Source organism: Bradyrhizobium guangzhouense (assembly GCF_004114955.1).
In the GTDB taxonomy this organism is placed as follows: Bacteria; Pseudomonadota; Alphaproteobacteria; order Rhizobiales; family Xanthobacteraceae; genus Bradyrhizobium; species Bradyrhizobium guangzhouense.
Genome location: NZ_CP030053.1, coordinates 5,970,422 through 5,994,126, shown reverse-complemented (window position 1 = coordinate 5,994,126; position 23,705 = coordinate 5,970,422). Strand labels below are relative to the sequence as shown.

At 64.8% G+C, this 23,705-nt stretch carries 24 protein-coding genes; 14 read left to right on the top strand and 10 right to left on the bottom strand.

Annotated elements, in window-relative coordinates:
* Positions 1–32 precede the first annotated feature (32 nt).
* Complete coding sequence (locus XH91_RS28545; RefSeq protein WP_128953682.1) at positions 33–473, bottom strand: hypothetical protein; 441 nt, start codon at positions 471–473, stop codon at positions 33–35.
* A 150-nt stretch (positions 474–623) separates the two neighbouring features.
* Here XH91_RS28545 and XH91_RS28540 point away from each other — a divergent pair, with 150 nt between their 5' ends.
* Together XH91_RS28540 and lspA are read left to right on the top strand one after the other, a co-directional pair.
* On the top strand, positions 624–1,889 hold the full coding sequence (locus XH91_RS28540) for an MFS transporter (protein WP_128955031.1): 1,266 nt from the start codon (positions 624–626) through the stop codon (positions 1,887–1,889).
* A 55-nt stretch (positions 1,890–1,944) separates the two neighbouring features.
* The gene (gene lspA / locus XH91_RS28535; RefSeq protein ID WP_128953681.1) at positions 1,945–2,433 is read left to right on the top strand and encodes a signal peptidase II; all 489 of its coding nucleotides are present in this window, start codon (positions 1,945–1,947) and stop codon (positions 2,431–2,433) included.
* Here lspA and XH91_RS28530 read toward each other — a convergent pair.
* Positions 2,430–2,837 carry a DUF4864 domain-containing protein gene (locus tag XH91_RS28530; protein ID WP_128953680.1) on the bottom strand — a complete coding sequence of 136 codons (408 nt, stop codon included), beginning with the start codon at positions 2,835–2,837 and terminating at the stop codon, positions 2,430–2,432. The genes lspA and XH91_RS28530 overlap by 4 nt on opposite strands.
* 65 nt (positions 2,838–2,902) lie before the next feature.
* On the bottom strand, positions 2,903–3,565 hold the full coding sequence (locus tag XH91_RS28525) for a TetR/AcrR family transcriptional regulator (protein ID WP_128955030.1): 663 nt from the start codon (positions 3,563–3,565) through the stop codon (positions 2,903–2,905).
* A gap of 239 nt (positions 3,566–3,804) precedes the next feature.
* On the opposite strand from XH91_RS28525, the gene XH91_RS28520 reads away from it, so the two are divergent.
* The 3 genes from XH91_RS28520 to XH91_RS28510 are packed head-to-tail and all read left to right on the top strand — an operon-like array spanning position 3,805 to position 7,602.
* The gene (locus tag XH91_RS28520) at positions 3,805–4,302 is read left to right on the top strand and encodes a (2Fe-2S)-binding protein (RefSeq protein WP_128953679.1); all 498 of its coding nucleotides are present in this window, start codon (positions 3,805–3,807) and stop codon (positions 4,300–4,302) included.
* Entirely contained in the window at positions 4,299–5,354 is a 1,056-nt protein-coding gene (locus XH91_RS28515) for an FAD binding domain-containing protein (protein ID WP_128953678.1), read from the top strand. Before XH91_RS28520 ends, XH91_RS28515 begins: the two co-directional genes overlap by 4 nt.
* On the top strand, positions 5,347–7,602 hold the full coding sequence (locus XH91_RS28510; RefSeq protein WP_128953677.1) for a xanthine dehydrogenase family protein molybdopterin-binding subunit: 2,256 nt from the start codon (positions 5,347–5,349) through the stop codon (positions 7,600–7,602). Before XH91_RS28515 ends, XH91_RS28510 begins: the two co-directional genes overlap by 8 nt.
* A gap of 65 nt (positions 7,603–7,667) precedes the next feature.
* Here the strand turns inward: XH91_RS28510 and XH91_RS28505 are convergent, their stop codons facing one another.
* The 3 genes from XH91_RS28505 to XH91_RS28500 all read right to left on the bottom strand — a co-directional run bounded on the left by XH91_RS28505 (position 7,668) and on the right by XH91_RS28500 (position 10,188).
* Positions 7,668–9,185 (bottom strand): lysozyme inhibitor LprI family protein, encoded by a 1,518-nt coding sequence (locus tag XH91_RS28505; protein WP_128953676.1) that lies wholly within the window; start codon positions 9,183–9,185, stop codon positions 7,668–7,670.
* 116 nt (positions 9,186–9,301) lie between these two features.
* On the bottom strand, positions 9,302–9,454 hold the full coding sequence (locus tag XH91_RS39050) for a hypothetical protein (protein WP_164934218.1): 153 nt from the start codon (positions 9,452–9,454) through the stop codon (positions 9,302–9,304).
* A gap of 185 nt (positions 9,455–9,639) precedes the next feature.
* Positions 9,640–10,188, bottom strand: coding sequence for a cupin domain-containing protein (locus tag XH91_RS28500; protein ID WP_011085008.1), 549 nt, complete (start codon positions 10,186–10,188; stop codon positions 9,640–9,642).
* Between the two features lie 148 nt (positions 10,189–10,336).
* Here XH91_RS28500 and aptA point away from each other — a divergent pair, with 148 nt between their 5' ends.
* Both aptA and XH91_RS28490 read left to right on the top strand, forming a co-directional pair.
* Positions 10,337–11,665: an omega-aminotransferase AptA gene (gene aptA, locus XH91_RS28495; RefSeq protein WP_128953675.1), complete on the top strand. Its 1,329-nt coding sequence runs from the start codon at positions 10,337–10,339 to the stop codon at positions 11,663–11,665.
* 49 nt (positions 11,666–11,714) lie between these two features.
* Positions 11,715–12,980, top strand: coding sequence for a D-amino acid dehydrogenase (locus XH91_RS28490; protein WP_128953674.1), 1,266 nt, complete (start codon positions 11,715–11,717; stop codon positions 12,978–12,980).
* Positions 12,981–13,174: 194 nt separating this feature from the next.
* Here the strand turns inward: XH91_RS28490 and XH91_RS28485 are convergent, their stop codons facing one another.
* Positions 13,175–13,825: a helix-turn-helix domain-containing protein gene (locus XH91_RS28485; protein WP_164934217.1), complete on the bottom strand. Its 651-nt coding sequence runs from the start codon at positions 13,823–13,825 to the stop codon at positions 13,175–13,177.
* A 177-nt stretch (positions 13,826–14,002) separates the two neighbouring features.
* Here XH91_RS28485 and XH91_RS28480 point away from each other — a divergent pair, with 177 nt between their 5' ends.
* Genes XH91_RS28480 through XH91_RS28465 form a run of 4 tightly spaced genes read left to right on the top strand, consistent with a single transcriptional unit; the run spans position 14,003 to position 17,463 of the window.
* Positions 14,003–14,761 (top strand): ABC transporter substrate-binding protein, encoded by a 759-nt coding sequence (locus XH91_RS28480; protein WP_128953672.1) that lies wholly within the window; start codon positions 14,003–14,005, stop codon positions 14,759–14,761.
* A gap of 23 nt (positions 14,762–14,784) precedes the next feature.
* Positions 14,785–15,438 carry an amino acid ABC transporter permease gene (locus tag XH91_RS28475; protein WP_128953671.1) on the top strand — a complete coding sequence of 218 codons (654 nt, stop codon included), beginning with the start codon at positions 14,785–14,787 and terminating at the stop codon, positions 15,436–15,438.
* Positions 15,435–16,166 carry an amino acid ABC transporter ATP-binding protein gene (locus XH91_RS28470; protein ID WP_128953670.1) on the top strand — a complete coding sequence of 244 codons (732 nt, stop codon included), beginning with the start codon at positions 15,435–15,437 and terminating at the stop codon, positions 16,164–16,166. The genes XH91_RS28475 and XH91_RS28470 overlap by 4 nt, the downstream gene beginning before the upstream one ends.
* 13 nt (positions 16,167–16,179) lie before the next feature.
* Positions 16,180–17,463, top strand: coding sequence for an NAD(P)/FAD-dependent oxidoreductase (locus XH91_RS28465; RefSeq protein WP_128953669.1), 1,284 nt, complete (start codon positions 16,180–16,182; stop codon positions 17,461–17,463).
* Here XH91_RS28465 and XH91_RS28460 read toward each other — a convergent pair.
* On the bottom strand, positions 17,460–19,049 hold the full coding sequence (locus XH91_RS28460) for a gamma-glutamyltransferase family protein (RefSeq protein ID WP_128953668.1): 1,590 nt from the start codon (positions 19,047–19,049) through the stop codon (positions 17,460–17,462). The two genes, XH91_RS28465 and XH91_RS28460, sit on opposite strands and share 4 nt — an antisense overlap.
* A 114-nt stretch (positions 19,050–19,163) precedes the next feature.
* Between XH91_RS28460 and XH91_RS28455 the strand changes: the two genes are divergently transcribed.
* A complete protein-coding gene (locus XH91_RS28455) occupies positions 19,164–19,937 on the top strand; it encodes an enoyl-CoA hydratase-related protein (protein ID WP_128953667.1) in 774 nt (257 codons plus the stop codon).
* A gap of 92 nt (positions 19,938–20,029) precedes the next feature.
* Here XH91_RS28455 and XH91_RS39045 read toward each other — a convergent pair whose 3' ends face one another.
* Positions 20,030–20,206, bottom strand: a complete 177-nt coding sequence (locus XH91_RS39045; protein ID WP_164934216.1) for a hypothetical protein — start codon at positions 20,204–20,206, stop codon at positions 20,030–20,032.
* A 9-nt stretch (positions 20,207–20,215) separates the two neighbouring features.
* Entirely contained in the window at positions 20,216–20,449 is a 234-nt protein-coding gene (locus XH91_RS28450; RefSeq protein WP_128953666.1) for a DUF6894 family protein, read from the bottom strand.
* Between the two features lie 243 nt (positions 20,450–20,692).
* Between XH91_RS28450 and XH91_RS28445 the strand changes: the two genes are divergently transcribed.
* Both XH91_RS28445 and XH91_RS28440 read left to right on the top strand, forming a co-directional pair.
* Positions 20,693–22,729 (top strand): PQQ-dependent sugar dehydrogenase, encoded by a 2,037-nt coding sequence (locus tag XH91_RS28445; RefSeq protein WP_245477243.1) that lies wholly within the window; start codon positions 20,693–20,695, stop codon positions 22,727–22,729.
* On the top strand, positions 22,686–23,627 hold the full coding sequence (locus tag XH91_RS28440; protein ID WP_164934215.1) for an SMP-30/gluconolactonase/LRE family protein: 942 nt from the start codon (positions 22,686–22,688) through the stop codon (positions 23,625–23,627). Before XH91_RS28445 ends, XH91_RS28440 begins: the two co-directional genes overlap by 44 nt.
* The last annotated feature ends 78 nt before the right edge of the window (positions 23,628–23,705 follow it).

The window sequence follows — 23,705 nt, the reverse complement described above, 5'->3', positions numbered from 1 at the left end:
GCGCGCGCGGCCTGACGTCGTCGCGTGTCAGATCAGGCGATGGGAGGGCGGTAGTGCAGGGGCGGCACCGTGCTGTGCAGGCTCGCCACGATTTCAGGTGCGCAAGCTGAACCCGGCTGAAGCGGCTTTGCCACATCAGGCAGATCGGCCGGCAATGCGCTGACGCACATCATGGCGCAGCACGGGCCAACCTTGCCCTTGTCGTCATGATGGTGTGGGGCGGGAGTGTCCTGCGCGGACTGGTGATGTGCGTGCATGCCGGTGTGCCCATGCGCCGTGCCGTCGTGCACGTGGCTCGTCGGCATCGCCTGATGGATCGGCACGAGATCAGCAAGAAGCGTATCGTCGAGGCATGGCGCGGGACCACTGCCCCAAGCAAGGCTTGCGGCGGGCGCGAGCACGCAGAACAGATAGGCGAGGGCGATGATCTGCCCCACCCTGATCCGCATCGATCGCGTCAATCGCAACAGCATTCAGCCGATGAACTCCTCGCGCGGCAATGTTGCACACGCGGATTGCAAACTAATGGCAAAGTGCGGTTTCGCCAAGCTCCTTCTTACCGCAGTGCACCGCGCATGCCCATTATCGCGGCACGATGCTTGACCACGAGGCGATCAGCGAACATCGTCCAAACCGTGCACGCGCCAAATCACCCTGGACAGACATCTGCCTCATTCACCCCTGACTCGCGTCAGGCCTGGGTGCGGCTCTTGCTCGCACTGGCGACCGGCTCGATCGGCAGTGTCGGCATGTGGGCGGTGGTCGTGGTGATTCCCGTCGTGCAGGCCGAATTCGCTGCCTCACGAGGCGCGGTGTCGCTCGCCTTCACGCTCATGATGTTCGGCTTCGGCCTCGGCGGCGTGATTGCAGGCAAGATCACCGATCGCTTCGGCATCGTGCCGGCGATGGCAATCAGTATCGCCTTCCTCGGCATCGCCAACGTGCTGGCCGGGCTGTCGACGCAGCTTTGGCAGTTCGTGTCGGCCTACTTTCTCATTGGTCTCGGCACCTCGGCGACCTTTGCACCATTGATGGCGGAGGCCTCGCACTGGTTCGAACGCTATCGCGGCCTCGCAGTGACCATCGTGGCGAGCGGCAATTATGTCGCGGGCACGATATGGCCACCGATCGTGAGCTACGGCTTGAATACGGTGGGCTGGCGCACGACCCATATCGGTATTGGGCTCGTCTGTGCGAGCCTGATGGCCGTGCTGGTGCTGGTCCTGCGCGCGCAGATGGGCGACGACAAGGTCCGCAATCACGCCAACGCGCCGCCGCCGCGCGTCGATCTGAAACTCTCGACCAACACGCTGACGGTTCTGCTCTCGATCGCCAGCATTTCCTGCTGCGTCGCCATGGCGATGCCGCAGGTGCATATCGTCGCCTATTGCGGCGATCTCGGCTACGGCGTGGCGCGGGGCGCCGAGATGCTGTCGCTGATGATGGCCTGCGGCATCGTCAGCCGCATCGGCTCGGGCTATCTCGCCGACAAGATCGGCGGCATCCGCACGCTGCTGCTCGGGTCGCTGGCACAAGGCTTTGCGCTGGTGTTCTATCTGTTCTTCGACAGCCTCACCTCGCTCTATCTGATCTCCGCGATGTTCGGCCTGTTCCAGGGCGGCATCGTGCCGAGCTACGCGATCATCGTGCGCGAGGCGATGCCGGCGAGCGAAGCGGCAACCCGCGTCGGCATCGTGATCTTCGCCTCCGTGGTCGGCATGTCCTTCGGCGGCTGGGTGTCCGGCATCATCTTCGATGCCACCGGCTCCTACGGCGCGGCGTTCGCCAACGGCGTGGCCTGGAATGCCCTCAATGTCGGCATTGTCTTGACGCTGCTGATCCGCTCGCGCATGAACACGACGAGGGCGGGGACAAGCTTCGCGACTTGAAGTGCGCTCCTCGTCGGCGCGAAGTCTTATCGATACAGGCCGGAGCATTTTGACCATGTCGCTGGCGCCGTCACGCCGGTGGATCTTTCTGATCATTGCCGTCGTGCTGCTGGATCAGGGCACCAAGCAGCTCGTCGTCGGCTTGCTGGAGCCGGATCGACCGATGATCATCCTTGCCCCCGGCGCATTGCCGTCGATCGACTTTCTACTGTCCTACAACAAAGGCGTGTCGTTCAGTTTCCTGCGGCTCGCCGGCGATGCGCAGCGCTGGCCGCTGGTGGGCCTGTCGCTCCTCGCTTGCGGAATATTGGCCTGGTGGCTCCGCCGCCTGCCGCCAACCCAGCCGATTCTCGCCACTGGACTGGCCCTGATCATCGGCGGCGCGCTCGGCAACATGCTGGACCGCGCCCGGATCGGCTCGGTCATCGACTTCGTCCATCTGTCCTACCGGGCCTCGTCGTTCGCCGTTTTCAACCTCGCCGACACGGCCATCACCTTGGGCGCCATCGCGACCGTGACGTCCTTGATGCTGGAGGCGGCTTAAACCGCCTGCCCCGCTTTCAGCAGCGAGCAGCCGGTGATCTTGTAGCTTCCGTCTGCCTGCTGCTCCAACGTGTAAAGCGCTTCCCAGGCTTCGCCATTGGCATCGATGATGTGAACGCGCTGGGCAACCGAGCCGCCCTCGGTCTTGCTGTCGCCGAACTCGAAGCTCTTGTGGCGGTAGACCGGCGCGTAGCCGTTCTGCACCATCGACATGAAGATGTCGGGTGCCGGGAAAATCTGCTTGATCGCCGGTGCGGCATAGGAATAGGCGGCCGCAGCGTCGTCATGCATGAGGGCCTGTTCCTGGGCGCGGATCACGTCTTGAGCCGCCGAAACATCGTCAGCGCGTGCGCCGACGGGGCTGAAGGCAAAAGCGAGGGCAACGACCAGGGCTGCAATGCGCATGGCAGGCTCCGCGTTGAAATTCGGGCGATACTGACCCTAACACGTCCCCGGGAAATACGGACGTGCTACCGCTTCCGTTTCACCCCCGCCTTCGCGGGCTTGACCGTGCGCGTCTTGATACGCGTCTTGATACGTGTCTTGGCCTTTGCGACGGGCTGCACGCGCAGTCCGTCCACGAATACGTCGAGCATTCGCAGCACCGAGGACTGCCAGCCGGGCTGGTCGTGCATGTAGCACATACCGAAGAATGCGCGCAGCAAGTCTTCGGGACTGATATCGGCGCGCATCGCGCCGGCCGCAGCCGCGCGATCGAGCAGCGAGCCGATCGCCTTGGTCAGGCGTTCAAAGGAGAAGGCATGCAACTCGGACCCGCTCTGCACCGCGAGTGCCAGCGCTGCCACCATGCCCTTCTTGGTGGCGACGAATTCGACGCCCGACCGCAGCCAGCGCCGAAGCGCGTCGACCGGGTCCGTGGCACTCTTCAACTGCTCGGCGAGCTCGCTGAGCTGTTCGACCTCGCGCCGGTAAACGGCCTCGAACAGATCCTCGCGCGTCGGGAAATGCCGGTACAGCGTGCCGATGCCGACCCCGGCGCGTTTGGCCACGGCTTCCAGGCTCGCCTCCGGGCCGCCCGCGTTGAACACGAGCTTGGCCGCTTCGAGCACGCGCTCGCGATTGCGCACGGCATCGGCGCGGGGCTTTCGGGTCTGGTCGGTGTGGTCGTCCATATCAGGCAATGTAGATCACGAATTGGTTAGATTGAACCCCAAGCCTGCTGCATCGCATTGTCAGCGCACGGGCTTTTGACGGTTTCCAAATATTTTGCAGGGGCCCTTGTTAAGCGGAGGGTGCCTCCGTATCTTCGCGGGTGTCGGCCCGGAATATGTCCGCGCCGGCGCAATATCGACGGCGGCCAGCGGTGGCGCGCCGAACGATGAGCCATGTCCAGACCTGATCGGAGCCATTTATGAACCACTCCATCAGCCTCACCGTGAACGGTGCACGGCGCGACTTCGTCCTCGACGATCCTCGCGTCACGCTGCTCGATCTCCTGCGTGAGCGCCTCCATCTCACAGGAACCAAGAAAGGATGCGACCGCGGCCAGTGCGGCGCCTGCACCATTCTTCTCGACGGCAAGCGCGTCAATTCATGCCTGGCTCTGGCCATCAGTCATGATGGTGCCGAGATCCTCACCATCGAAGGCGTCGCGCGTGGCGACCAGCTTCATCCCGTCCAGGCGGCCTTCATCGCCCACGACGGACTCCAGTGCGGCTTCTGCACGCCCGGCCAGATCATGAGTGCGATCGGCATGATGCAGGAAGCCCAGGCCGGCAATGATCCCGAACGCATCCGCGAGTGCATGAGCGGCAATCTCTGCCGTTGCGGCGCCTATGCCGGCATCGTTGATGCCGTGCTCGAGGCGCAGGCTGGTGCCGACGAAACCAACCAGAGGCGCTCAGCATGAAACAGTTTGATTACATCAGACCCGCCACGGTCGCTGAAGCCGTTGCCGCCGCCGCCCGGCCGGGCGCTGTCTATCTTGCCGCCGGCACCAATCTGCTCGACCTGATGAAGGGCAACGTCAGCCGTCCGGATCGGCTGGTCGACGTCACGCATCTCGATGGGCTCGACCGAATCGAGCGCCTCGCAGATGGCTCGTTGCGGATCGGTGCGCTCGTCAGCAATGCCGACCTTGCCCACGATGCGGAGTTCGCAAAGACCTATCCGGCCGTCGCCGAAGCGCTGCTCTCCGGCGCGTCGGCGCAATTGCGCAACGCTGCGACTGTTGGCGGTAATCTCCTGCAACGGACGCGCTGTGCATATTTCTACGACACTGCCAGCCGGTGCAACAGGCGCGAGGCCGGCAGTGGCTGCGACGCCCGCGACGGCGAGAACCGCACCCATGCCGTGCTCGGCTGGAGCGAGAGCTGTATCGCGACCCACCCCTCGGACTTCTGCGTGCCACTGGTCGCGCTCGATGCGATCGTCGAGATCGAGGGCAGGAACGGTCGTCGCGAGATCGCGCTCGACGAACTGCATCGCCTGCCGGGCGATTCGCCCACGCGTGAATCCGCGCTCGAGCCCGGCGACCTCGTCGTCGCAGTGCGCCTGCCGCCCGCGGCGCGCGGGTTTGCGGCGCATGCGCGCTATCTCAAGGTCCGCGAGCGGACATCCTATGCGTTCGCCATCGTCTCGGCCGCAGCGATGCTGCGGATCGAGAACGGCAAGATCGCGGAAGCGCGGCTTGCTCTCGGCGGTGTTGCTGCAAAGCCGTGGCGTGCCCGCGCGGCGGAAGATGTTCTCAAGGGCGTCGCGCCCACGGCGGATGCGTTCCAGGAGGCCGCCTGGCGTGCGCTCACCGACGCAAAGCCGTCCGGCGACAACGCCTACAAGATCGAGCTGGCGCGCCGCATCGTCGTGCGCACGCTGACCCTTGCCGCTGCCGGTACGCCCGCGCGCATCCCCGCGCTGCCGGCATCCCCCTTTGCTTCGACCTCTGGAGCCGTCCATGCCTGAGCTCAATCTCACCAGTGCACCCGCCCATCTTCGCCACGGCTCGAGCATCGGCCAGCCGCTGACCCGCCGCGACGGCGTGCTCAAGGTCAAGGGGCAGGCGACCTACGCTGCCGACAATCATCCGCCCGGCATGTTGTTCGCGGTGATGGCGGTGTCCAGCATCGCGCATGGCCGCGTCGCCTCGCTCGATGTTGCCGCTGCCAGGCGTCATCCCGGAGTGGTCGACGTCATGACGCCGGATCACAAGCCCGAGCTTGCGATCGATCCTGAAATCAAGACCAACCCGTTCGTGTTCCGAATGGAGGTGCTGCAGAGCAACGAGGTTCGCTACGCCAACCAGCCGATCGCCGTCGTGATCGCCGAGACGCTAGAGGCGGCGACGGAAGGCGCGGTGCTGCTGGCGCCTCGCTATGAGACGCTGCCCGCCCTGGTCGGGCTCGATGCCGGCAAGAGTTACGTGCCACCGGTCGTCGGCGTCGGCAATCCCTCGGAGAATCATCACGGCGATGTCGCAGCCGGCCTTGCTGCCGCCGACAAGCGGATCGATGCGACTTACGAGACGCCGGCGCAATATCACAATGCCATGGAGCCGCATGCGATCGTGGCGCACTGGAACGGCGACCATCTTCAGATCGACATGCCGACCCAGGGATTGATGCTGTCATTGGCGCGCGTCGCCGAGCTGTTTGGAATCGCGCATGACAATATCCACATCCGCAGTCCGTTCCTCGGCGGCGGGTTCGGCTCGAAGGGGCTGATGGCCGGTCCCCCGGTTCTCGGCATCATGGCGGCCAAGCTGGTCGGCAAGCCGGTCAAGCTGGTGCTGCGCCGCGAGCAGATGTATGGGCCGGTCGGCCATCGTGCGCCGACGCGTCAGCGCTTGCGCATCGGGGCCGACGCCGAAGGGCGCCTGACCGCGCTCGATCATCACGCGCGGACCGTGTCGAGCACGTTCGATGATTTCTACGAACCGGCGGCCGATGCCTCGCATACGCTCTATGCGAGCCCGGCGATCCGCACCTCGCATGACGCCGTGCGCGTCAACACCGGCACGCCGCTGTTCATGCGCGCGCCGGGCGAGGCGACGGGCTCGATTGCGCTGGAAAGCGCGATCGACGAGATGGCCTGGGCCTGTGGCATGGATCCGCTCGCCCTCCGCCTGAAGAACTATGCGGAGGTCGAGCCGATCACCGGAAAGCCGTTTTCCTCGAAAGCGCTGCGCGCCTGTTACGATCAGGGCGCGGCGCGTTTCGGCTGGGCGAAGCGCTCGCTCCAGCCGCGACAGATGCGCGACGATGCCGGACTGCTGGTCGGCTGGGGGATGGGCACCGCGACGTTCCCCGCGCTGATGTTCCAGGCTGAAGCGCGTGCGGCGATCCGCCGTGATGGCACTGGTGCGATCGAGATCGGCGCGCATGACATGGGGCAGGGCGCCTGGACGGCGCTGGCCCAGATCGCGGCCGATGCCGTCGGTCTCGATATCGACCGCGTCAACTTCAAGGCCGGCACGTCCGATCTGCCCGATGCCGGCATTGCCGGCGGCTCGGCGCACACGGCGACCGCGGGTGCCGCGATCCACAGCGCCGGCGCGGCCGTCATCGCCAAGCTCGCCGATCTCGCCACCAATGACGAGCGCTCGCCGCTGTTCGGCGCCGGCAATACCGGCGTGATCGCGCACGATGGCCGTCTGATCCGGCGCGACGACGACAGCCGCAGCGAGAGCTACACCGATATCCTAGAGCGCGCCGGCGTCGCCGAGGTCGAGGCGCGCGGCACCGGCGCGGCGAACCCGGCGGCGATGGAAGAGTACGCCATGCACGCCCACGGCGCGGTGTTCGCCGAGGTGAAGGTCGATCCCGAACTCGGCCAGATCCGTGTCACCCGCATGGTCGGTGCCTTCGCGGCGGGACGCATCGTCAACCCGCATCTGGTGAAGAGCCAGCTGTTCGGCGGCATGATTTGGGGCATGTCCTTCGCGCTGCACGAGGAGGCCGTCACCGATCGCCGCAGCGGGCGGATCATGAATGCCAATCTCGGCGAGTACCACATTCCCGTGAATGCCGACGTGCCGCCGCTCGATGTGATCACGGTCGAGGAGAACGATCCGCATGTGAATGCGCTCGGCATCAAGGGTGTCGGCGAGATCGGCATCACCGGCAGTGCCGGCGCGGTCGCCAATGCCGTCTGGCATGCGACCGGCGTGCGGGTGCGCCGCTTCCCGATCAGGATCGAAGAGCTGCTGACGTAGCGCTGAGTCCGACAATCGATGCTGCCGCAACGAGCGATGATGATTCACCAGAATCTCATCGCTCTTTAGCGGATCGCGCCTTCCGGATTGTCGATATCCTCCGAGGGCTTTGCCGGAAACAGCCGTGCCGTCGAGGAGATCGAGCCCACTCGTTTGCATTTCGGCTCGTCATCCTTGTCGGTCTTGCCGGCTTTGCGCTTGCTGGCAAAGGCGTCGTCGAGCCGGTTGACGACGAGCATGTCGCGGTCGCGCTCCAGCGTATCGGGGTTCTTGCCCTGGTCGCTTGCCCGGAATGCACCGTCCTTGACCTCTCCGCTCATCTCGTAGTCGCAGCTGTCCTTCCAGTCGCCCTGCAGCCACTTCCAGCCTTTGGCGTCGATCGAACCGTCCTTGTCCATCGTAATCTTGATGACGGCATTGTAGGCGAGCCAGGTGCCGGCAAGACCAATACGCTTGTCGTCAAAACCTTCGAGCAGGGCGATGCGTTCGCGCTGCAGGCTGTTGAGGCGATCGCGTCCGAACACCGTGTGGTGGATCGGTGCGTTCACCTTCTCCCAAGCCGGATGCAGGAACTCGGGATACTGCTCGGTTTGGGCGCCGACCCAGTGGCGCTGGTCGTCCGTCAGCGCGCGCCGTGTTGCTTCGTCAAGTCGCGGCAGCAGCGCTTTCCACGCACGATTCAGCCGTTGGTCGTTCGTGGCCAGATCCGGATCGGCGCAGATCTCTTCGTCGGTCGCCGTCTCCGGCTGGATGCAATCGAAGGTCGGCATTATAAAGCTGGTGTCGCCCTTGTCGGTCCCGTCCTTCCTGGCGCTGGCGAAATAGGTACCGGTCACCTGATCGAGGCGACCGCAGTCCGGATCGTTGGAGAAAGACCATTGCTCTTCGGTTGCCAGGATCACGATGCGGAGCGTGTCACCCTGGCGCCGTAGCTTGATCGAGACGGGTTCGGCCGGGAGCGCGCCCGGCTGGGTCGGTTGCGTCGGGATCGTAGCGCCGGCGAGCCAGCTGTCCGGGCCCGACTTGACAGTGGCCTCGAGCTTGCAGTGCGATTGCATGTCGGCGCCATAGTTGGAACTCAGTTCGGCGTCGAGGCGATAGGTACCCGGATCGGTCGCCGTGATGGTCACGTCGCCGAATGCGTTGGCCCAGGCGCCGGTGAGGCCGCTGCGGCCGAAGCCGCGACCGATGTCGTCAAGCAAGGCCGCGCGCTGGCGCAGCGCGTCGGCCAATGTCTTGCGCAGCTCAGTGCCGTCGACTGCCTCCACGGTATAGTCGGATTGCTGGATCATCTCGTTGAACCAGACTTGATCGCGCCTGAACAACGGTCGGACGTTGGCCTGGGCCTTGCCGACCGCGGTCGCAAACGCTGTATCGACTGCGGCAACGAGCTTGTCGTAGCCGTTCTCCCTGCAATATTTGCTGGTGCCGCCCTCGATCTTGCTTCCGTCCGCGTTTTGCGCGCACAACGTCATCGCAACGGAGCCCCTGCTACTGGCGCGCATGTCGTCGTCCATGGCGTGGGCAGTGACGGGAATGGATAACGCGGCTGCAAGCAGCGCGAGGCGGAGAGGCCTGGACATGATCGGCTCTTGGGCGGCTTCTTCGTCGAAGCAGGTTCGGATCTGCTCCTTGGTCGCCGCTTGCGTCCTTCCGGTTCAGACGGCCGCGTGACGTCGCGTCCGCCCTGGTGACCGGATCAATTCATCATCCGGCGGAGCGCCTTGATCTGCTCTCTCTGCTCTTCGATGTATTTCTCGATGGCGGCGCGCAGCTCCCGTGAATGGAGCTTTCTGGTATCGCGCTGAACTTCGTCGAGCGCTGCTTCTGCATTGGCGAGGGTGGTCTTCATCGTCCGCTCTGTTACGAAGCGGCCCCGGAGTGCCTAGGAGTCCGGGGCCATAACCTCAACACCTTTGCGCGAGGCTGCTCGGCTACGTCTCGCAATGTATAGCGGTCCGGCCCGCAGAAATTGAGCTGGCTCAAGCACCGTAAAATGCCGGTGCTCCGTATGATTGCGGATGTCGCAATCGCCTTTCAGAACGTCGGCGGCGTGCAGGCCGAGATCACTTCGCACGGCTTGCCGCCGACGCAGCGGAAGCGGTGCGGGCGGCGGCTCTCGAAATAATAGGCATCGCCGGGATTGAGGATGCGCCGCTCGTCCTCGACCGTGACTTCGAGCTTGCCCGAGATCACGATACCGCCTTCCTCGCCGTCATGGACGAGGTGCACGCGTCCGGTGTCGCTGCCGGGCTCGTAGCGCTCCTTCAGAATTTGCAGGCTGCGGCCGAACAGATTGTCGCCGACTTGCCGATACGAGATCGGCTTCTTGCCGACTTCGGTCAGTTCCTCGGCGCGGTAGAAGATCTTGCGCCTGGACTCCGGCTCCAGCGCAAAGAACTCGGCGAGCCCCATCGGGATGCCGTCGAGGATGCGCTTGAGCGCGCCGACCGACGGGTTCATCTGGTTGGATTCGATCAGGGAGATGGTCGAATTGGTGACGCCGGCGCGTTTTGCCAGTTCGCGTTGCGACAGCTTCTGGCGCGCCCGGATGAATCGCAGCCGTCCACCGATGTCGACGCTCATGCCCAAATCCCTGTTTCAGGTGTTGCGGATCGCGCAAATATGGACCGGTCACCCCAGTGAAATCAATGGCTTGTAGGTCGCCAGAAAAGGACTTGTTGCGCTATCGAAGCCGTGGCTCTGCTGTGCCGTCAGCAAAGGAGCGTGGCCCGTGACCCTTCATCAGATTCCGAACACTATCAAGACCGACTCGTTCTGGATGCCGTTCACGGCCAATCGGCAGTTCAAGAAGGCGCCGCGCCTGTTCTCCTCGGCCGAGGGCATGCACTACACCACCGTCGACGGTCGGAAGGTGATCGACGGCTCCGCCGGCCTCTGGTGCGTCAATGCCGGCCACGGCCGCAAGCAGATCGCCGCCGCCGTCGAGCGGCAGCTGATGACGCTGGACTTCGCGCCGACCTTCCAGATGGGCCATCCGCTGGCGTTCGACTTCGCGGAGCGTCTTGCCGAGATCGCGCCTGATGGCCTCGATCGCATCTTCTTCACCAACTCCGGCTCTGAATCGGTCGACACCGCGCTGAAGATCGCGCTCGCCTATCATCGTGCCACCGGCCAGTCGAGCCGTACCCGCCTGATCGGCCGCGAGCGCGGCTATCACGGTGTCGGCTTCGGTGGCATGTCGGTCGGCGGCATGGTCGCCAACCGCCGCGCCTTCGCCACGCATCTGCCGGGCGTCGACCATATCCGCCACACCCATGATCTTTCCCGCAACGCCTTCGCCAAGGATCAGCCCGAGCATGGCGCCGAGCTTGCCGACGATCTCGAGCGCCTCGTCGGCCTGCACGGCGCCGAGACCATTGCCGCCGTCATCGTCGAGCCGGTGCCGGGCTCGACCGCGGTGCTGCCGCCGCCGAAGGGCTATCTGCAGCGCCTGCGCCAGATCTGCGACAAGCACGGCATCCTCCTGATCTTCGACGAGGTCATCACGGGCTTCGGCCGTCTCGGCACGCCGTTCGCCGCCAATTTCTTCGGCGTCACGCCGGACCTGATGACGACGGCGAAGGGCATCACCAACGGCACCATCCCCTGCGGCGCGGTATTCGCCAGCCGCAAGGTGCATGATGGGCTGATGGTCGGCCCCGAGAACCAGATGGAGCTATTCCACGGCTACACCTACTCGGCGCATCCGACCGCCTGCGCCGCCGGCATCGCCACGCTCGACATCTACAAGGACGAAAGCCTGCTGACGCGCGGTGCGTCGATGGCCGAATACTGGCGCGATGCGCTGCATCAGTTGAAGGGCCTGCCCAACGTCGTCGATATCAGAAATTGCGGCCTGATGGGCGCAGTCGAGCTCGCCCCGCGCGAGGGCGCCGTCGGCGCGCGCGGCTACGACGTCATGGTCGACTGCTTCAACACCGGCCTCTATCTGCGCATGAGCGGTGACAGCTTCGCGATGTCGCCTCCGCTCATCGTCGAGAAGAGCCACATCGACCAGATCGTCTCGATCCTCGGCGACGCCATCAAGAAGGTGGCCTGATAATTGCTCTTGCAGCGGCGAGCGTAATGCCGCGGGAGTTTGACCAAGCGTGAAAGTTCTGATCCTCGGCAGCGGTGTCATCGGTGTCACCTCTGCCTACTACCTCGCCCGTGCCGGCCACGAGGTGACGGTCGTCGACCGTCAGCCCGAGCCGGCGCTGGAGACCTCGTTTGCCAATGCCGGCGAAGTGTCGCCCGGCTACTCCTCGCCATGGGCCGGCCCCGGCGTGCCGGTGAAGGCGGTCAAGTGGCTCTTGATGAAGCACGGCCCGCTGGTGATCCGGCCGAAGCTCGATCCTGTCATGTGGGTCTGGCTGCTCAAGATGCTGCGCAACTGCACCAGTGCGCGCTACGCGGTAAACAAGAGCCGCATGATCCCGATCGCGGAGTACAGCCGCGATTCTCTGCGTGATCTCCGCCGCGACATCGGCATTCAATATGACGAGCGCTCGAAAGGCACGCTGCAGCTGTTCCGCTACCAGGCGCAGCTCGACGGCACCGGCGAAGACGTCGCCGTGCTCAAGCAGTACGGCGTGCCTTACGAGACGCTGAGCCGCGAAGGCTGCATCGCGGTCGAGCCGGCGCTCGCGGCCGTGAAGGAAAAATTCGTCGGCGGCCTACGCCTGCCACAGGATGAGACCGGCGACTGCCACATGTTCACGCAGGCGTTGGCCAAGCATGCCGAGGCGCTCGGTGTGCGCTTCCTGTTCAACACCAGTATCGACCGCATCGTCACCGATGGCGGACGTGTCAGCGGCGTTGCGACCGGCGCCGGCCTGTTGCAGGCAGACAGTTACGTGCTCGCGCTCGGCAGCTATTCGTCGCGAATGGCCTCGCCGCTTGGCATCGCGTTACCGGTCTACCCGGTGAAGGGCTACTCGATCACCGTGCCGATCAAGGACGCCTCCGGCGCGCCGGAATCGACCGTCATGGACGAGAGCTACAAGGTCGCGATCACGCGCCTAGGGGATCGTATCCGCGTCGGCGGTACCGCGGAGATCTCGGGCTTCTCGACCAAGCTCTACGGCGCGCGTCGCGCCACGCTCGATCACTCCCTGACCGATCTGTTCCCGCGCGGCGGGGATCTCTCCAAGGCGACGTTCTGGAGCGGCCTGCGGCCGATGACGCCGGACGGACCGCCCGTGATCGGGCCGACGCAGTACGCCAATCTCCACCTCAACACCGGCCACGGCACGCTCGGCTGGACCATGTCCTGCGGCTCCGGCCGCGTGCTCGCGGATATACTCTCGGGCAAGAAGCCTGAGGTGGATGCGAGCGAGTTGACGGTGGACCGGTATCAGCACCGGTTTGGGTAGCATCTCTGCGCGCCGATAATCCATCTCCGTCACCCTGAGGTGGCCGCTTCTCCAGCGGCCCTCGAAGGGCGACGGCCCGGCTGCAGCAGCGAGGCCGCTCATCCTTCGAGGCTCCCAGCGCGATGCTTTGCATCGCGCCGCTGGCACCTCAGGATGACGGAACTGAGGGCGTAATCGCCGGAGAAGGAGAGAGCCTACGTCCCCGTCACGCAGTTCACCCACAGCACCACGGCCTTCGCATCCTGCGCGGGATTGGAGAACCGGTGCGGCCTTCGGCTTGCGAACCGAAAACTGTCGCCTGTCTTCAGCGACCATGTCTCGCTGTCCACCGTCAGCATCATCTCGCCTTCGAGCACGAGGCCGGCCTCTTCGCCGTCATGGGTGTAGAGCTCGTCGCCGGTCGAGCCGCCGGGCTCGAGATGCACGAGGAACAGGTTGAGCTTGTTGTCGGCGCTGGCCGGGCTCAGCAATTGCTTGGACACGCCGGTGCGCCATAATTTCAGCTCGGGCCGCTGCAGGCCGCGCGTCACCACCTGATCGGATGCGCCGTCGGCGCTCGGGCTCGCGCCAAACAATGCGGCGATGCCGACGCCGAGCACGTCGGCGAGCGTGGCCAGTACGCGCAGTGAGGGCGACGACAGGCCGCGCTCGATCTGGCTGAGGAAGCCGATCGAAAGCTCGGTGCGTGCCGCGACCGTTTCGAGCGAGAACTGCCTGACGCGCCTGAGATCGCGGATGCGACGGCCAACGGCGACGTCCATTGCGGGCTCAGTCGGCTTCGCGGTAGCCTTCTTCCCGCGCGTATTGCCATTCCTGGCCGGCTTTGTCGCGGCCGGCTTGCGCATTCTTTTGTCACCGCTCACGTCAAACCGCTTCCTTCATGTGCATGAAAACCGCTTGCATCATCCGCGAAAGTGTGGCCAAATTTTCATATTGGTGAAAATAGGCCGAAACGGCTTGGCCCGCAACGTCTGATCACGACATGCGCGAGCGCCGCCATCGGTCGGATATGAGGGGATGCGATGAAGCGTTTTGGTCTGGCCGCGGTCGCGGCGCTCGCAATTGCAGCGGTAACACCGGCCTCGGCGCAGCAGGTGCTGAAGGTCGGCTCGACGCCGACGGGCATTCCCTTCACCTTCCTCGACACCAAGACAAATTCCATCCAGGGCATCATGGTCGATCTCGTCACCGAGATCGGCAAGGACGCCGGCTTCAACGTGCAGATCGAGCCGATGCAGTTTTCGGCACTGATCCCGTCGCTGACCTCGAGCAAGATCGACATCATCGCGGCCGCGATGTTCATCACCGCCCCACGCAAGGAAGTCGTCGACTTCTCCGATCCGATCTACACCTATGGCGAAGGCCTGGTCGTCCCGAAGACCGACACCAAGGCTTATGCCACGCAGGATGATCTGAAGGGCGAGACCGTGGGCGCACAAGTCGGCACGGCCTTCGTTGATGCGCTGAAGAAGTCCGGCCTGTTCGCCGAGGTGAAGGCCTACGACACCATCCCGGACATCCTGCGGGACGTGAACACCGGCCGCCTCAAGGCCGGCTACGCCGACTATCCGATCCTTGCCTATAATCTCAAGCAGGGCGGGTTCCCCGAGGTGCGTCTCGTTGACGGCTACAAGCCCGTCACGGTCGGCTCGGTCGGCATCGGTGTCCGCAAGGGCGAGACCGAGTTGCTCGGCAAGATCAACGCGTCGCTGGCGAAGCTCAAGGCCAATGGCACCATCAACAAGATCCTCGAGAAATGGGGCCAGAAAGCGCAAAGCTGATAAAGCGCGCATAGGGCTGCCCGATGAAAGGCTTCTGGCACGACGCCGTCGAGTTCTTCCCGATCCTGATGAACGGCGTCGCACTGACGATCATCGTCACGATCGGCTCGCTGCTGCTCTCGACGGTGCTCGGCCTGATCTGGGCGATGATGCGCGTCTCCGGCATCAAGGCGCTGTCGCTGCTCAGCGCCAGCCTGATCAATGTGATCCGCGGCATCCCGATCATCGTGCTGCTGTTCTACCTCTACTTCGTGATGCCTGATCTCGGCGTCACGCTGTCGGCCTTGCAGGCCGCGATCCTCGGCCTCGGCATTGCGTACTCGGCCTACCAGGCCGAAAACTTCCGCGCCGGCATCGAGGCGATCGACAAGGGCCAGATCGAGGCGGCGCAGTCGATCGGGATGGGCTGGTGGCTGAGCATGCGCCGCGTGGTGCTGCCGCAGGCGGTGCGCATCGTGCTGCCGCCCTACGGCAACGTCATGATCATGATGCTGAAGGACTCTTCGCAGGCCTCGACCATCACGGTCGCCGAGCTTGCCCTGCAGGGCAAGCTGATCGCCTCCTCGACCTTCAAGAACACCAACGTGTTCACGATGGTCGCGTTGATGTATCTCACCATGAGCATCCCTCTGATCCTGCTGGTCCGTCACTTCGAGAAGCGGGCGGGCAAGAAATGATCGAGCTCACCGACGTCCACAAGAGCTTTGGCCAGAACGAGGTGCTGAAGGGCATCACGGCGAGCGTCGAGAAGGGTGAGGTGGTCTGCATCATCGGCCCGTCAGGCTCGGGCAAATCCACCATCCTGCGCTGTATCAACGGGCTGGAAAGTTACGACCGCGGCGACATCAGCGTCGAAGGCCTGAAGGTCGACCGCGATGCGCCGTCGATCGTCAACATCCGTACCCAGGTCTCGATGGTATTCCAGCGCTTCAACCTGTTCCCGCATCGGACGGTGCTGGAGAACGTGGTCGAGGGACCGCTGTTCGTGAAGAAAGAGCCGCGCGCCCAGGTGCTGGAACGTGGTCGCGCGCTGCTGGCACAAGTGGGTCTCGCCGAGAAGGCCGACGCACACCCGCCGCAGCTCTCCGGCGGCCAGCAGCAGCGCGTCGCGATTGCGCGCGCGCTCGCCATGCAGCCGAAGGCGATCTTGTTCGATGAGCCGACCTCGGCGCTTGATCCGGAGCTGGTCGGCGACGTGCTCGGTGTCATGCGTAAGCTCGCCGACGATGGCATGACCATGGTCGTGGTCACCCACGAGATGGGCTTTGCCCGCGACGTCGCCGATCGCGTGCTGTTCATCGACGGCGGCATCATCGTCGAGCAGGGGCCGGCGAAAACGCTGCTCAACCAACCCCAGCATCCGCGCACGCAGGACTTTCTGCGCCGCGTGCTGCATCCGCTTTGACCGGACTTTCAGAATGACGCGCCTGCCTCTGCCGCCCTCGCTCTATGCCGACACGGCCGTCGCGCCGGTGGCGACGCCGCCGCTGGATGCGGACAAGAACGTTTCCATCGCGATCGTCGGCGGCGGCTATACGGGTTTGTCCACGGCGCTGCATCTGGCGGAGCAGGGCGTCGAGGCGCTGGTGCTGGAGGCACAGGAGCCGGGCTGGGGCGCGTCCGGCAACAATGGCGGCCACACCAATCCCGGCCTGAAGCACGACCCCGATCAGATCGAGGCCGACTTCGGCGCCGAACTCGGCCGCCGCATGATCGAGTTCTCCTACGGCACGCCGAACTTTACCCACGACCTGATCCGCCGCTACCAGATCCCCTGCGAGGCCCGGCAGAACGGCACGCTGCGCGCGGCCTATAACGAGGCCAGCGCGGCCGCGATCGAACAGACCGCGCAGCAATGCATCCGTCGCGGCATGCCGGTGTCGTATCTCAGCCGCGAGCAATTGCGCGCGATGACCGGCACGGATCGCTATATCGGCGCGATGCTGGATAGCCGTGGCGGCGACCTGCATCCCCTCAGCTACGCCCGCGGCCTCGCGCGCGCGGCAATTTCTGCGGGCGCGAAAGTGTATGGCGAGACGCCGGCACTATCACTCCGCCGCGACGGCGGTCGCTGGCGCATCGAGACGCCGCGTGCGGTCGTGCGTGCGGAGAAGGTGCTGCTGGCCACCAACGGCTTCACCGACGATCTGTGGCCCGCACTCCGCCGCACCATCGTGCCGGTGTTTTCCTCGATCGCGGCCACGGCGCCGCTCTCCGACGAGGTTGCCCGCTCGATCATGCCGACGCGGCCGGTCCTTTACGAAAGCGGCCACATCACGGTTTACTATCGCATCGACCAGCACAACCGCCTCTTGATGGGCGGGCGCGGCCCGATGCGCTGGATCAAGTCGCCAACGGACGTCGCCTATCTCATGCGCTACGCCGAGCGGCTATGGCCGCAGCTCAAGGGCGTGGCCTGGACCCACGGCTGGAACAGCCGCCTCGCCATCACCGGAGATCATTACCCGCATGTGCATGAGCCCGCGGAGAACATCCTGATCTCGCTCGGCTGCAACGGTCGCGGCGTCGCGCTCTCGACCGCGATGGGCGCGCAGCTCGCGCGTCGGCTGATCGGCGGCGCCAAGGCCGAGATCGACATGCCCGTATCAGGCATCAAGCCGATCCCGATGCACGCGTTCTGGCCAATCGGCGTAACCACCGCGGTGATTGCCGGCCGCGTGCGCGACCGGCTGGGGATCTAGCCCTCCGCTACAGCATCTGCCCAGGGCTGGAAGATCTCGACCGCGCCGGAATTGGTGTCGCCATCGCGCATCACCACGCTCGGGCAGGCGAACTTCATCGGCAGGGTCTGCACCGGCGCCTCCCTGTAATCGAAGCGCGCCGCGAGAGCCTTGCGCACATCCGCAGGCAGCCTGGTATCGCCGAGCACGATCGCGCCTTCGCTGCAATCGATGCGGGGCTGGTGGATGGCGGCATCGAGGTCCATGCCGAAATCCATTGCAAAGGACACCAGCTGCAAGACCGATGGCAGGATGCGGCGGCCGCCGGAGGCGCCGACCGAAAGGCGCTTGCCGTCGCTAGTTTCGGCAATGACGGGCGTGTAGTTGCAGAGGCAACGCTTGCCGGGTGTAAGTGAATTCGTGCTGCCGGGCGTCGGATCGAACCACATGATGCCGTTGTTCATGGGAATGCCGCTGTGCGGCGTCACATATTTCGAGCCAAAGGACGACAGCAGTGTCTGCGTCACCGCGGCGATGTTGCCGTCGCGATCGACCACGGAGAAATGCGTGGTGCAAGCCGGCGCCAGATATTCGGCGCCGAGCGAGCGCTTGCCGTCGGCATCGCCCATGTCCTTGAGCCGCTCACGGAAGGCTGCTTGCAGGGCGGCGGCATATTCCGCATAGGCGATCGCATCCGGCGCGGCTGTCGGTTTCAAATTCTGCTGCAACAGGCGAAGGGCTTGCGCCATGGTCGGCCCGGCCGTGAGCTCCGGCGTCGCCAGCACCTTGCCGCCGCGATAGGGGATCGCCAGCGGCTCGCGCAGATGGGCGCGGAATGCGGCGAGATCCTCTGTTGACAGCGAGCCACCATCGGCCTTGATGTCGGACGCGATGCTCCTGGCGAGATCGCCCTGGTAGAAGTCGCGCGGCCCGGCTGCGGCGAGGTGCAACAACGTCGCCTTCAGATTGTCCTGCGGCATTCGGATTTCAGCCTCGATGCTCCAGGGCGGGCTCGGAGGCAGGCCGTCCTTCAAGAACATGGCCGCGCTCGCGGGATAGCGCCGGAGATCCGCCGCCGAACCCGCGATCGTCAGCTCGGTCCACCAGTCGACCAGCAAGCCTTCGCCGGCGAGCGCCGCTGCCGGCTCGACCAGGTCTTTCCACGACATCCTGGCGTGGCGACGGTGCGCCTCCTCCATGCCGGCGACCACACCCGGCACGGCGATCGCGGCGGGACCATGAACGTTGCGATCGTCCTTCACCCGTGGCCACGGAAACAGGTCGGTGGCGACGCGGTCTCCGGTGATGGGATAATCGGCCGCGCGCAAGCTCTGCGGTGCGCACATGCCATAGTCGATCACCTCGTAGCGATTTTCCTTGGCGCGGTAGAGCACCATCGCGCCGCCGCCGCCGATGCCGCTATTCCATGGCTCCAGCACGTTCAGCGCGAAGGTCGTGGCCACGATCGCGTCGACGCAGTCGCCGCCCGCCGCCAGCACCTGCGCTCCCACCTCGGCCGCCCGCCGCGATTGCGAAGCGACAATGCCGCCCTTGGATGTCACGGCGGGTTTGCGGACGGTTTGGTTGAGGCTGAACTGATGAGGCATGATGTCGCTTGTGCTTGTTCTGGCTTCGTTGCGCTGACTTTGGGCGCCGCGTTGGCGGCGCGCACGAAGGATGGCACATTGCCGGCGACGAGAACATCGAAAGGGAGACGCGACATGGCAGGTGTGAAACAGGCGCGGGATGGTGCCGTCGGCATCCTGACGCTCGACGAGCCTGAAAGCCTGAACGCGATGACGCCCGACCTGCTCGGCGCGCTCGCGACCGCGGTCGGCGACATGACCGGGGATGAGAATGTTCGCGCGCTGATCCTGACCGGCGCGGGCCGTGGATTTTGCTCAGGACAGAATTTGAAGGCGGCCGGAGCGCTGGGCGAAGACCTCGCCGCAGGCGTGATGCGCTTCTACTGGCCGGCCTTCAAGGCCCTGCGCGAATGCCGCGTGCCTGTCGTCGTCGCCGTCAATGGCGTCGCGGCCGGTGGCGGCTTCAGCCTGGCGATGGCCGGCGACATGATTGTTGCGGCGCGTTCAGCCAATTTTATTCAAGTTTTCAGCCGCATTGCGCTGGTGCCAGATCTCGGCTCGACCTGGCTGTTGCCACGGTTGATCGGCCGACAGCGTGCGCTCGAGCTGATGCTCCTGAACGAGCCGCTCGCCGCCGAGCGCGCCCACGAGATCGGCCTGGTGCGGCAGGTCGTCGACGATAACAGGCTGATGGAGGAGGCGCTGGCCTTGGCGCGTCGTCTGGCGGAGGGGCCGACGCGCGCCCTGGTCGCGACGCGTGCGCTGGTCGAGGAGAGCGAGCACACCAGCTACGAGGCGCAGTTCCGCCGCGAGATCGAGCTTCAAGCCGCGATCCGCACAAGTGCCGATGCGATCGAGGGGCGCAGGGCGTTCGTTGAGAAGCGTAAGGCGAAGTTCACGGGGAGGTGAAGGGCGGGCCAGCTCCTAAACGCAACAAGGCCGGGTCAAGCCCGGCCATGTTGAGCAGGAAATTTGCGGGAAAGCGGCAAGAGCCGCCGAGTTCAGAGCCCGCGATTCACGCGGCTGGCCTGATATTTGGCGTGCCATTTCGGGCCAGGGCCGCGCATGTAGTGCAGCTCGGGACGGTAGGGGTTGCCGGCGACTTGCACCAGTTTCTGCCATTTGCTGGCGACGAAAGTGAAGGGCTGGCGGAGCAGGCTCAATGAGGCGAACAGCATGGCATCACCTCAATGCGGCTTGCCGAGCATGGCGGTGAAGGGGAGATCGAAAATCTCCTCGCCGTCGTCGTCGCTGATATGGATCACCCAGTCGCGCCAGTCTTCGGCGCCGGGCGTCTCGATCATCGAGCGCATGATCTGGGCGGCGCGGTCGCGCGCTTCCGTCAGGCTGGCGACTGCGGTGCCGTAGCGATCGATCAGCGTGCCTTCGGCGTTCGAGCAGTGGAAGTACATCTGAACCATACACGCCTCCTCTGGAAAGCGATTTGGATGGCATATCGATACCAGCCGAAAGAGCCGAAAAACATTCGGGTCGAGCCCGGTAAGGAAATCTACGGAGGTTGGTCGACACCACGCGCCTAGCGGGTTTGATCACAGGCAGGTGATGTTCAACTGGACGGCGCCTGCACGGCATGGAACAACCCTCAGCCGAAGCCGGGGGAGGTCGCTGTGAATCGTCTCATTTTGCAGAATGGACGCCGAAGCTTGCGCGCAGCTGCCGTCGTCCTCGCGGTCTTGTCTGGCTTCGCTTCTCCAGCTGCGTCCGATCCGTTGCGGAAAAGCGGCTATGCGGTTGGATCGGAGACGTGCGGCAGCGGCGATCTCGCCTTTCCCAAGATCCAGATCGACATGAAGGCGGGTTTCTGTGCCGGCCTCGTCGGCAGCGAGGAAGACCATTTGAAATTTCCGCGATCGATCATCCAGGTGCCCGGTCGCGATCTGTTCGTGGTGGCCGACATGGGCGGCTGGGGCCACAGCGATGGCCGGCTGCTGCTGCTCGATCCCCACGCCGGCAACGGCCAGCGTTTCAAGGAGCTCCTGACCGGGATTGAATATCCGTTCGGCCTCGTGATCGGGCCGGACAAGAGGCTCTATGCCTCGACCGCCGAAACGATCTTCCGCTTCGATCCGCTCGCCGACAATCCGCGCAGCACGGTCGAGACCATCATCCGCCACATGCCGGGTCGCCGCATCACGCTGCCCGATGGCACCAAGCTCGACGAGGCCGCGCATCCGCTCAAGCAGTTTGTGTTCGACAGGAACGGGCGGCTGTTCGTCAATGTCGGTGCCCACAGCGACGACTGCGTCACGCCGGCACCGATCACGAAGCCTTGCGCACCGGCTGAAGGCGCTTCCGCCATGGCGGCGCTCTGGCTGTTCACGCCGCCGTCGGGCGGCGTCTTTCCGGCCTTGAAGCCCGGCGATCCCGATCCCCCTCACGCGATCTACGCGCGCGGCCTGCGCAATTCGCTGGCGCTGGTGCTGCACCCGAATTTTCCTGATGCCGGCTATGCCTTCCTGCAAGCCGAGAACGGCCGCGATCTGCCCGACATCTTCAAGCCGAACGAGGAGATCAACGCGATCGAGCAGGGCAGGCATTATGGCTGGCCCTATTGCTATGATCTGTCGACGCCGAGCCCCGAGTTCAAGCTCGTGCTGCAATCGGGCGTGTACAAATCGCTCTGTACGGCGAACGCGCTCTACAAGCAGCCGTTCTCGCTGCTGCCGCCGCACGGTGCGCCGCTCGCGATGCTGTATTATCACGGCGCCAAGTTCCCCGAGCTGGAAGGCAAGCTCCTGGTCGGCCTGCATGGCTATCGTCCGACCGGCAGCCGCGTGCTGATCTACGACGTCGACGACCACGGCTTCCCGAAGCCGGCGCCGCCCCCGGTGCGCTACCATGTCAGCTGCGCGGCCGATCCGACCCATGATTTTCAGACCGACGCCGGCGACGTCGCCGCTGCGCCGTTCGACGAGCTGATCGCCGGCTGGCATCGCGTCAACGGAGCGCGGCCGCAAGGCGCGCCGGCCGGCATGACGGTCGCGGAAGACGGCGCGATCTGGCTGGCCGAGGACAAGAACCAGACCATCATCCGCATCGATCGCGCGACGGGCGAGCCACCGCCGCCATTGCCTTGCGATATCAGGAGCCAGGCGCTGATCGACCAGCTCGCCGCCTTCGTCGCCAAGGATGCGCAGAACAAGATGCGGCTCGCCACGCTGCGCAAGAACCTCGTCGAAAAGCACTGCGTCGGCTGCCACTCCGATTTCGGCCTCAAGGCGGGTCAGTCGGACGCGGACAAGGATGCGACCGTGCTGCGTTTCATGCTGTCGCAGGACGGCTGGATCTACCCGGGCGATCCCGCCTCCGGCAGACTGCGCACGCGGCTGCGCGGCATCGGCGCGGAGAAGCTGATGCCGCCCGGCGGCGAGGGCCTGCCCAAGACCGAGCCCGGTTACGCGGCCCTGCTCAATACGGCTGATCTGCTCGTTGCCAGGATGGTTCCGGGAACGCCGATGCGCATCAAGCTCGGCCTGCCGCAGCGTAAATTTGTCAGCAAGGCCAACAAGGAATGCGGCGAAATACCGGCTGCCAAGGTCGTCGTCGTGACACAAAGGAACGCTGTAGACAAACCCGGCTTCAGCCGATTCTTCCGGCCGGCCGATCCTTATCTGAATGGCGAGTGCAGCGACGACGATGGCTATTACATCCGGCAGGAATTTCTGGTGCCTGTGCAGTAGCATTCTGCTTGTCGTCACAACGCCGCTCTTCGCAGCCGAGACGAAGCTGTTCGAGAGTGTGCAGGTCACGCCGTCGGGTGAATATACGCATGGCATCGAAGGACCCGCGGCCGATCTCGATGGCAATCTCTTCGTCGTCAATTTCGGCAGGCCCGGCACCATCGGCCGATTGCCGGCGGGCGCTGCGGCGTCTGAAGCCTTCACGGAGCTTCCCGAGGGAAGCGTCGGCAACGCGATCCGCTTCGATCGCAATGGCACGATGTTCATCGCCGACTACAAGAAGCACAACATCTTTGCGATGCCGAAAGGTGCAACAGAGCCGGCGGTCTGGTTTCACTCCGACGAGATGAACCAGCCCAACGACATCACTATCGCCCGCGACGGCACGCTCTATGCGAGCGATCCGAACTGGAAGGGACGGGAAGGTCACATCTGGCGCATCGCGAAGGCCGCCGACGGGTCGGTGCAAGGACAGGTCATGTCGGCGCCGCGCGCAATGGGCACCACCAACGGCATCGATCTCAGTCCCGACGGCAAGACGCTCTATGTCGGCGAGTCCAGCAATGGCCAAGTCTGGTCCTACACCATCCGCGGCAACGAGCTCACCGATGCCAGGCTCGTCAAGGCATTCCAGCCCGACACCATCGACGGCCTGCGCACCGACGTCACCGGCCGCCTTTACGTCGCGCGCATTCTCAAGGGCACGATCGCGTTGATGAAGCCGAGTGGTGTGGTCGAGCGCGAGATCGCGTTGAGGGCAAAGGAGCCGACCAATCTCGCCTTTGGCGGCAGCGACGGCAGGACCGTCTTCGTTACCCAGCGCCAGGGCGGCTTCATCGAGTCGTTCCGGACGGACCAGCAGGGTCGCGAGCACTGTCTGCAGCGTGGTCGCTGCTGAATATCAAGGCGATCTGCTTCAGGCGCAGAACGGCTCGGCGAGGCCGGCATTCTTCTTGCTTGCATCTGGCCGCCGCAG